Annotated in this window: 6 protein-coding genes and 1 pseudogene; 5 read left to right on the forward strand and 2 right to left on the reverse strand. The window is 36.2% G+C overall.

The genetic code is table 11. The annotated features are described in order from the left end of the window. Positions 1 to 513 precede the first annotated feature (513 nt). Together A0J48_RS24845 and A0J48_RS24850 are read right to left on the reverse strand one after the other, a co-directional pair. Positions 514 to 1281, reverse strand: a pseudogene (locus A0J48_RS24845) (IS1634 family transposase); the annotation flags it as partial. 231 nt (positions 1282 to 1512) lie between these two features. After that, entirely contained in the window at positions 1513 to 1935 is a 423-nt protein-coding gene (locus A0J48_RS24850) for a hypothetical protein (RefSeq protein ID WP_200327257.1), read from the reverse strand. Positions 1936 to 2414: 479 nt separating this feature from the next. On the opposite strand from A0J48_RS24850, the gene A0J48_RS24855 reads away from it, so the two are divergent. The 5 genes from A0J48_RS24855 to A0J48_RS24875 form a co-directional block, all read left to right on the forward strand. Then, complete coding sequence (locus tag A0J48_RS24855; RefSeq protein ID WP_200327258.1) at positions 2415 to 3209, forward strand: glutathione S-transferase; 795 nt, start codon at positions 2415 to 2417, stop codon at positions 3207 to 3209. A 153-nt stretch (positions 3210 to 3362) separates the two neighbouring features. Next, complete coding sequence (locus A0J48_RS24860; protein ID WP_200327259.1) at positions 3363 to 5093, forward strand: helicase HerA domain-containing protein; 1731 nt, start codon at positions 3363 to 3365, stop codon at positions 5091 to 5093. A gap of 607 nt (positions 5094 to 5700) precedes the next feature. Next, the gene (locus tag A0J48_RS24865) at positions 5701 to 6684 is read left to right on the forward strand and encodes an RNA polymerase sigma factor, RpoD/SigA family (RefSeq protein WP_200327260.1); all 984 of its coding nucleotides are present in this window, start codon (positions 5701 to 5703) and stop codon (positions 6682 to 6684) included. 184 nt (positions 6685 to 6868) lie between these two features. Then, a complete protein-coding gene (locus tag A0J48_RS24870; protein ID WP_200327261.1) occupies positions 6869 to 8212 on the forward strand; it encodes a P-loop NTPase fold protein in 1344 nt (447 codons plus the stop codon). Continuing rightward, the coding region (locus A0J48_RS24875) for a tetratricopeptide repeat protein (protein ID WP_200327262.1) at positions 8172 to 9804 on the forward strand (1633 nt) is incomplete at its 3' end. The genes A0J48_RS24870 and A0J48_RS24875, both read left to right, overlap by 41 nt.

Raw genomic sequence — 9804 nt, forward strand, 5'->3', positions numbered from 1 at the left:
GTGTATTAAAAATCTCTCATCTTCTCCTTTTCCCACATAATATTACTATTTTGGAGATGTCTAATCGAGCTTTATCAACTTCTATTTTGAGTATGTCTAGTTTTTGGTTAGCACGTTCTAATGCTTTCTGAAATTTATTATCAAGTGATTGCATATCCTTGTACCTACTTGAGTAAGTACAAAAATATTTCTATACCTTTTTTCTACCAGTATTTTGCAAGTAAAATCAAAAGGAATTCACGCTCTAAAATACCAAATTACAGTATCTTCACTTTGGTAAGGGTGAGGTCACGAGTTCAATCCTCGTCACGGGCTTTTTAAAATGACGAAAAATCAATATTTCTGCCAACTTGCATAAGTTGGCTGTACTTTACCAGTATCTCATTACAGATGAGAACTTGCATAGTAGTTGCATAACAGGAATACTTATAAATCAAGACTTATCTATAAGATAGCTTTATGTAAATACCTTTATTCTGTAGTTTCATCATCCCATCAGCTAACTACTCAGTTTTTAGCTTTCTTAATGGATAATGGTACTCGACTTATCCATTTCATGGTTGACATTAATTTTAAGTTATTTTCGCTATATAACGCACTATCAGCCACCATGATACTTTCAAAATCTATTTGTTTAGAATATTCTACTAAGATGTGAGCGAATACTGCTTTATCTGATTCGTTTCCTGATGCTCCTCTAAAAAATAAGGGTATATCTCCATCACTACTTACTATTAAATCTAAGATACATTGTTTTAGGTCAGGGCGATGGTCACGAGAATATCCTTGTGTAATCATAATTGGATGTTCTCGATTTATTCCTAAGTCTTTTTCTAGATTATTGAGGCATTTATCATATTTTCCATGTAAATGTAATGAGCTTGAATCTAGATGGGAATATTTTGTACTTATCCCATATTTCTTTACTACTTCTAAGGCAATGATTAGGAATAATTTAGTTAAGCCATATTTGTAGAGTTTATCCATGACTCTACCTATTTTATCATCATTTAAATCTTCTGCTTTTATTCCTGCTCCTATTAAATGTTCTACGGCTTTATCTTTAAAGAATTCTGGGAATAAATATAGTGGTCTTGATACAAAGCCTAGTCCATTCAGAATAATTGCTTTGACTACTTCTCCTGTGTTGACTTTTTCTCTACTATCTATTAAAATTATTTCGTTGATTTTTTATACTATTCCTATCTCTTCTATTATTCCTGCTATTATTCCTAAGTGATCTATGTTTTTACTCTCAATTTCTTCTTGTTGGTAATTCATATTATGAAGGCATTCTTATGTAATTCAGTCTTATTTTCTCATTTTTTTCCTGAATTTATTCTCAATGCTTTATGAATTTATCTTTAGTAGTCAAATGGCAATTAAGGTCTATATTTTTACTAGAATAACTGCGTATTTATATTTAACTTTTTTGTTACTTAACACACCTGTATTGGTACTACAAGTTGAAGTGCGGAATGTGGGGTATTAAATCCTTGTAAGCGATAGTTGCTAACTCTTTGACGAATTTTTTTCGTCAGCGTTATTAGTGATTTGATAGCGACTTAAATAAATTCCTCTAATTACTTTTTTCTGCCAAGGATTTGCAGGTAATGATGTAGTTTGAGGTGGGATTTTTGCAGGAGTTGGCAGTAACGGTGTTGCTGGAGGTGTAATAGTTGTAGTTATAGATTGTTTCTGATTAGGAGTAATATTAGCCGTGCTTGATAAAGAAGGAGTAGGAATGGGAGAAGCAATCGGTGTAGAATTCAAAATAGGACTAGAAAATTGTTGGACTTGAGATACAAGTTTGCCGATATCTATATTTGCTCTTTGGGTGAATAACCAATAACCACCTCCTAAGATAGCTATAATCACAGACAAAGGAATATTGGCACATCCACATCCACTTGGTTCTTTTTTCTTGTTGCTCATAGTAATATAATGACTGGCTGGTAATCTCGCTCTATATCAACTTTTGCAACTAACTATCAGAATGTTGAATAGCATAGACTAAGTTGATTTTATGAGATACAGCTTACCTCATATCATTTCCGGTTCAGATCTGAAAAATCATAGTTATATTATAATCTGAAGCAATAATGCTTTAGAGGTGTAAGGGAGTAGGATACAGAAAAACCTAAATTTTTAGATGTTATATTGGGGATGATAACATATACGTAAGCATTCATGTCAAACGAATGTTTAACCAGAGTAGAAGATTATTTAATTGGGGAGACTTACACCAAAAGTAACTTGTAAATATTCTGGCATCATACTCATCCATTTTTGCTGTTACTCATAACTTTTCTTGGCAAAAAGAATGATATATTAAAATGCAAAAAGTGGAAAAATTACCTAAATAAAGATAGAATTGTAAAATCAATAAGTAAGTTAGCTACAAGGAATAGAAGATGCTGGAATTATATCAGTGGGAGCTATCTCAATATTCAGAGAAAGTGCGTCTAATCCTTGATTATAAAGGTTTGGAGTATCGTAAAATTGAAGTTACACCAGGAATTGGACAAGTTGAACTGATTCGTTTAACTGGTCAGCAACAAGTTCCAGTATTAAAGGATGGCCACAAATATATTGTAGACTCTACGGAAATTGCCAAGTATTTAGACTCCGAATATCCAGATCGTCCATTGTTACCAACAGACCCGAAAAAACGCGCTGCTGCTTTATTAATGGAAGAATGGGCAGATGAGACTATTGGTATTAAGGGTAGAAAAGCTTTGTTTGCTATGATTAGTCAAGATCAAAATTTCCGCAAATCTTTATTACCTGTCTCAACGCCAAATATTTTTAAAAGCATAGTTGAAGGTGTACCAGGTGATTTATTCAATGTCTTGGGTTTTGGGGTTGGTTTCACTCCCGATGTAGTTAGTTCAGCGATCGCTAGTTTAAGACAAGATTTAGAAATTATCATCGAATTATTATCAGATAGTCCCTATCTGTTGGGAGATGAACCAACCTTAGCAGATTTAACAGTTGCCGGATTGTCGATATTATTAAAATTCCCACAAGGTCCCTACTTAGATTTACCCGAATCTCTCAGAGGTAAAGGATTACCAATCCTAGCAGAAAATCCTGATTATGAACCATTTTTCACCTGGCGCGATCGCATCTACAATCAATTTAGAAAACCCCTATTAGGTAAACCTCCCGCTGCTGGAAGCGCACCAACTTCAATTCAAATTGATTAAGTAAAAGAAAAGGGTGTAGGGGTGTAAGGGTGTAGGGGTGTAGGGGAGAAAAAATTTGAAATTAAAAATTAAAAAACTCCTGCCCATGCCCCATGCCCCATGCCCAATTACAACTGACAACTGACAACTGACAACTGACAACTGACAAATAAAATGAATTCAGGACAACCACTAGGTTCAGTCATCGAAGGTTCGCTAACTGGAGGTTTAGAAGTTAGATTACATCCGGATATTTCTGTAGAGGATATGCGGGTGGGTAAATTTCTAGTAGTTCAAGGTGTGCGATCGCGTTTTTTCTGTATGCTGACAGATGTGGCTTTAGGTGCTGCCAATGCGCGAATTGTCGCTAACCCCCCCAGTTGGGAAGATACATTTTTGCGAGAAGTTTTAGCCGGCAGCAGTACCTATGGCATGATTAACCTCGCACCCATGTTAATGTTTACCCCAGAAACTCATGAATCTTTCTCCTCTGTTAACGGTAAATCATTAAATCCCTTTATTCCATCTACCAATGGTTTAGCATCCTTTCAACCCCAAACCAGTACAACGATGGAATTGCTACCTGTGAAAACCATTCCCAGTCACTTTAGCCAAGTTTACGAAGCTAATGAAGAGGATTTTCGGCGAGTGTTTGGTTGGGAAGATGACCCCCACAGAAGAAACTTTTCTATCGGTAAACCCTTAGATATGGATGTGCCGATTTGTATTGATTTGAATCGGTTCGTAGAACGGAGTAACGGCGTTTTTGGTAAATCTGGGACTGGTAAATCTTTCCTCACCCGTTTACTTTTAGCAGGTGTGATTCGCAAAAGTGCCGCTGTTAACTTAATTTTTGATATGCACTCAGAATATGGCTGGGAAGCAGTGGCAGAAGGTAAAGAAGTTAACACCGTTAAAGGTTTAAAACAATTATTTCCCGGTCAAGTTGAAGTATACACCCTAGACCCCGAATCAACTAAACGCAGAGGTGTCCGCGATGCTCAAGAACTCTATCTAAGCTATGAGCAGATTGAAGTTGAAGATATTAAGTTATGTGCTAGAGAATTAGGAATTTCTGAAGCGGCTTTAGATAACGCTAATATTCTCTGTAATGAATTAGGTAAATCCTGGATTCCCCAATTATTCAATATGACTAGTGAGGATATTAAAATATTTTGTGATGACAAACCAGGACACCCAGGTTCTATTACTTCTTTACAGCGAAAGCTATTACGTTTAGATAGTTTGAAATATATGCGGGCAGTTTGTCCCCAAAACTATATTAAAAAAATTGTACAATCTCTAGAAGCTGGGAAAAATGTTGTTATAGAATTTGGATCACAGTCGAATATGCTCTCTTATATGTTGGTGACGAATATGATCACCAGACGCATTCATGAGCATTATGTCAAAAAAGCAGATAAATTTCTGCAAAGTAAAAATCCCTTGGATCGGCCAACGCCATTAATGATTACAATAGAAGAAGCCCACCGCTTTCTTGATCCAGCAGTAGTACAAAGTACAATCTTTGGCACTATAGCCAGGGAACTGCGGAAATATTTTGTAACTCTTTTGGTGGTTGATCAACGTCCCTCTGGCATAGATAATGAAGTTATGTCCCAAATTGGGACTCGTATCACCGCTTTGCTTAACGACGAAAAAGATATTGATGCAATTTTTACAGGTGTATCTGGTGCGGGGGCTTTGCGTTCAGTTTTGGCTAAATTAGATTCCAAGCAACAAGCTTTAATTTTAGGTCATGCTGTTCCTATGCCTGTGGTAGTGCGTACCCGTCCTTATGATTCAGTGTTCTACAACGAAATAGGGGATAAAGCCTGGGAGGAAAAATCAGATGCTGAAGTTTTTGCAGCCGCAGAACTAGCTAAAGCCGACTTAGGGTTTTAGTAATTTTAAGGGTGTAAGGGTGTAAGGGTGTAGGGGTGTAGGGGAAGCACAGGAAAATAATGTCTTACCTTTTGCCTGTTGCCTGTTGCTTTCTTCCATTGACAACTGAAAAATTATCATATCGTGACATCCCTCCATCAGGGGAACTTCACAAGTTCGGTTATCCGGCTACTTGGAAGCAACAGACGAGGGGTTTTTCGCGTCACTATAAATATAGTCAGCGTTTTTAAGGAACTTCAAAACAAGATTTACCCGTCTGCACCTTTTGGTTTATAATAGGAAGATTTATCTATTTCTCTTTACTATCTACCAAATTTGCCGTACCATTAAAAAGTAAAACTCATAATGACTTCGTGTTTTACGGTTGCTGACAGCAGCCGAAGGAAGAAGAATTCTTGAAAACCAACCAGTGTGCTTCTAGAGACATTCCAAAATTAAGGAAGGGTAGGGAAACCCATCCCACGGTAATACCGTCGTGACAACAGCTATATAAATTAACTGCTTATAGTAGCTCACCATTGTCTGGCGATGTATATGCCGCCCTTCTCAATATCACCCTAGTTGAGAAAAAAATCCTTGTGTTTAGGGAGTAGAGGAAAACGCACCAATGCCTACTGTTAACACCCAAACTGAAAATCTGAACACCAAATTCACGGCTGATATGGTGCGAACCTATCTGCGAGAAATTGGTCGTGTACCACTGCTAACCCGTGAACAAGAGATTGTCTATGGTAAGCAAGTGCAACAAATGATGACTTTGTTGGATGCAAAAGAAGCTTTGTCCAAAAAACTAGACCATGAACCTAGTTTACCAGAATGGGCTGCCCATGTTAACCAATCTGAAAATGAAATTAAACAGACGGTAGCACAAGGTAAGCGAGCCAAGCAAAAAATGATTGAAGCGAATCTGCGCTTGGTAGTGGCGATCGCTAAAAAGTACCAGAAGCGAAACATGGAATTTCTGGATTTGATCCAGGAAGGAACATTGGGATTAGAAAGAGGTGTAGAGAAATTTGATCCCATGCGGGGTTATAAATTCTCAACCTATGCTTACTGGTGGATTCGTCAAGCAATAACCAGAGCGATCGCTCAACAAGGCCGAACAATCCGCTTACCAATCCATATTACCGAAAAGCTGAACAAAATCAAAAAAGTACAGCGTGAATTGGCGCAAAAGTTGGGAAGATCCCCTTCTCCGACAGAAATTGCCAAAGAACTGGAATTAGAACCTGCACAGATTCGTGAATATCTGAACATGGCGCGTCAACCAGTATCCTTAGATGTGCGAGTTGGTGATAACCAAGATACCGAACTCCAAGAAATGCTGGAAGATGATGGACCATCGCCAGAATATTACACCACCCAGGAATTCTTGCGCCAAGACCTGAATAACCTGTTAGCAGAACTGACACCCCAACAGCGTGAAGTTTTAGCATTGCGCTTTGGTTTGGAAGATGGTAATGAAATGTCCTTGGCGAAAGTTGGTGAACGGTTGAACCTTAGCCGTGAACGAGTTCGTCAACTAGAACATCAAGCACTTGCACATTTACGCCGTCGTCGCGCCAATGTTAAAGAATACGTCGCCAGCTAAAAGCGTAGACAAGCAACCGCTTGTCAGTAATAAATACATATCACTTTTAGTGGCACGCCTCCTGAATTCAGGGGGCAATTTTTTTGTTAGTTGTCAATTGTTATATCATGTCTGTTTGAATAGTTATCTGAAAAGTTGTATTTTTAAAGTAATCTATTGTTAAAAGTGAAAATATACTTTTCTTATGAATCAATCTAATTTTCAACGTGCTAAAACTCTCAAAGCTGCTTATAATGCTTGTAGTTTAGAACCGCTAGAAGGTCCAGATATAGAAAAATATTATGTTGATTTATCAGCAGTGCGTAAATCTTCAGCCGTTAAGGGTGTCAGTAAAATTTTGGATTTTCAAGAAGCTGGAGATTACACTACTATTTTATTTACTGGTCATCGTGGTTCTGGTAAAAGTACAGAGTTAAAACGAATTCAAAAAGAATGGGAAGAAAATTATCATGTGATTTATTTAGAAGTGAATGAAGAAACAGATATTAATGATGCGAATTTCACGGATTTATATTTAATTGTCATTAAACAAGTTGAATTTGCTTTGCGGAAACTAGGGTTAAATTTTGATGAAAGATTATTGAAAAGTTTTGAAAATTGGTTTAAAGAAATTACCCAAGAAAACGAAGAAAGTGTAGAAAAATCTGTCAGTGTAGAATCAGAAGCAAGTTTAGGAACAGATGCGCCATTTATTGCTAAATTAATGGTAAAGTTATTGGCACAAATTAAAGCTTCTGATAAACAAAAAACTACTATTCGCCAAATTTTAGAAAAAGATATTTCTCGGCTCAAAACAGATATTAACCTTTTGCTAGATGACGCTTATGCTAAATTACGAAAAAAGTATCCAGAGTACAAGGGTTTACTAATTATTTTTGATAATTTAGACCGTGTTCCTCCTGCGGTGGCAGATCATTTATTTTTTAGTTATGCTGCCCAATTACAAGAATTGCATTGTACAATTATTTATACCGTCCCCATTTCTATTCTTTGTTCACCTCAAAATCCGTTAAGTTTATTTAATGGTAATCCTCACATTGTGCCAATGGTGAATATTTACCAATTTGATCGGCAAAGTTACCATTTAAACTATAACCAAACAGGACTGGATGCAGTAGCTAGTTTAATTGAAAAACGGGTAGATATTGATGCGGTGTTTAACTCCCGTGCAGAATTGCTAGAATTAGCTAAAGCCAGTGGTGGCCATGTACGTCAACTTATGCAAATGATGAGGGCTGCTTGTTTACGTGCCAGCACTAATGATCATGATAAAATTCAAGCTGAAGATGTTATTTATGCTGTCAAGCAACAACAATTTAGTTTTGAAAGATTTATTCCCAATGACCATTATCCATTGTTAGCGCAAGTTTGTAGTAATAAAGATGTGAGTAAAGATGAGATTGGACAGTTAATGCTGTTTAATACTTCTGTTTTAGAATACAACGGCGATAACCGATGGAATTATCCTAACCCAGTGGTAATGCAAAATGAATTCTTCAAACAAGCACTGGCAGCAATTACAACCTGATTTTAAAGTTGAATTGGGGCAGTTTATCGCTCTAAATGAAGATATCTTTGCGGAATTGTTGACTTTTATCGACTTTTCCGAAAAATTCACCTTGGGATTTATTGAAATTAATTTTCCTCCCGATGCAGAGTTATTAATCGAAGCTTTAAAAACAGATTCTAAATGTGAAGAAATTCAGTTTGTAATACTCCAATTTGCTGACCCAAATTTACGGTTTTTGCGCGATGAAATTGTAAAACAATTGCCAAAAATTGAGAAAGAAGCAAATAAAAAGTTAGTATTGATAATTCAAGGTTTAGAAAAATCTATTGGACTTTCTGGTGACTATCCGCCAGTTTTACAAGATTTGAATTTTGTGCGGGATGCTTATAAAAAAACCGTACCTTATCCTATTTTATTTATTTTACCAGATTACGCTATTAATCGGTTAGCTAAATTTGCTCCTGATTTTTGGGCTTGGCGTTCTGGTGTATTTAGATTTAAAACTTTAGAAAAAACTAGAGAAAATGCCATTTCTCAAACTTTGGAATCTGAAAGAGAAATTGACAGAATAGAACCACAGGAAAAACAAGAAAGGATTGAGATTTTACAGCGGTTATTAATGGAATATAAGCCTACCTGTGAGCAAATAACTGATGGGAATTTACGCAGGTATAGTAATATTTTATTGGAGTTGGGTACAGCTTATATTAGTCAGCATCAACCGGAAAAAGCGAGGGAATATTTAGCAGAAGCTTTACAAATTGCGGAAAAATTAGCTGAGGTAGATTTTAAACGTCAGGTTTTAAATAAAATTGGTGATGCTTATAGTGAGGAAAGGAAGTTTGAAAAAGCGATTGATTATTATCGACAAGGGTTAGATATTGCCAAGGAATTAAAAAATCTTGATGGTAAAGGTTATGCTTTATTTAAATTAGGTAATGCTTATTTAGATTTAAGGTATTTTTTAGAAGCCAGAAAATATTATCAACAGTGTTTAGAAATTGAGAAAGAATTAGGTCATATTAATAACCAAGCTAAAACATACCACAATTTGGGAATAGTAGCCCAAAATTTGCGAGAATATGCCCAAGCAAATGAACATTATCAACAAGCTTTGGATCTCTGTATCAAATATGGGTATAGACATTCTCAAGCTGAGATTTACCATCAGTTGGGAACAATAGCTAGAGAATTAAGAGCGTATGAAAATGCAAGGCACTATTATCAACAAGCTTTGGATATCTACAATGAAGATGGAAATTCCTATGAACAAGCCACAACATATCATGAATTAGGTATATTGTCCCAACAGGTGAGAGAATATGAAGAAGCAAAGCACTTTTATCAATTATCTTTAAATATTTACAAAGAATACGGAGCTAATTATGCACAGGCTAAATCATACCATCAGTTAGGAATGTTAGCCCAAGATTTGCAACAATATGAACAAGCACGGAACTATTATCAACAAGCTTTGGATATAAAAATCGAATATGGCGATCGCTTTTCTCAAGCTAGAACTTACCTGTGTTTAGGAAGACTAGCAAAAGCACAGGAAAATTATCAAGAAGCGAGGGTAAATTTACAAACAGCATTAGATATATTTATTG

Source organism: Sphaerospermopsis aphanizomenoides BCCUSP55 (genome assembly GCF_001586785.1).
Taxonomy (GTDB): domain Bacteria; phylum Cyanobacteriota; class Cyanobacteriia; order Cyanobacteriales; family Nostocaceae; genus Sphaerospermopsis_A; species Sphaerospermopsis_A aphanizomenoides_A.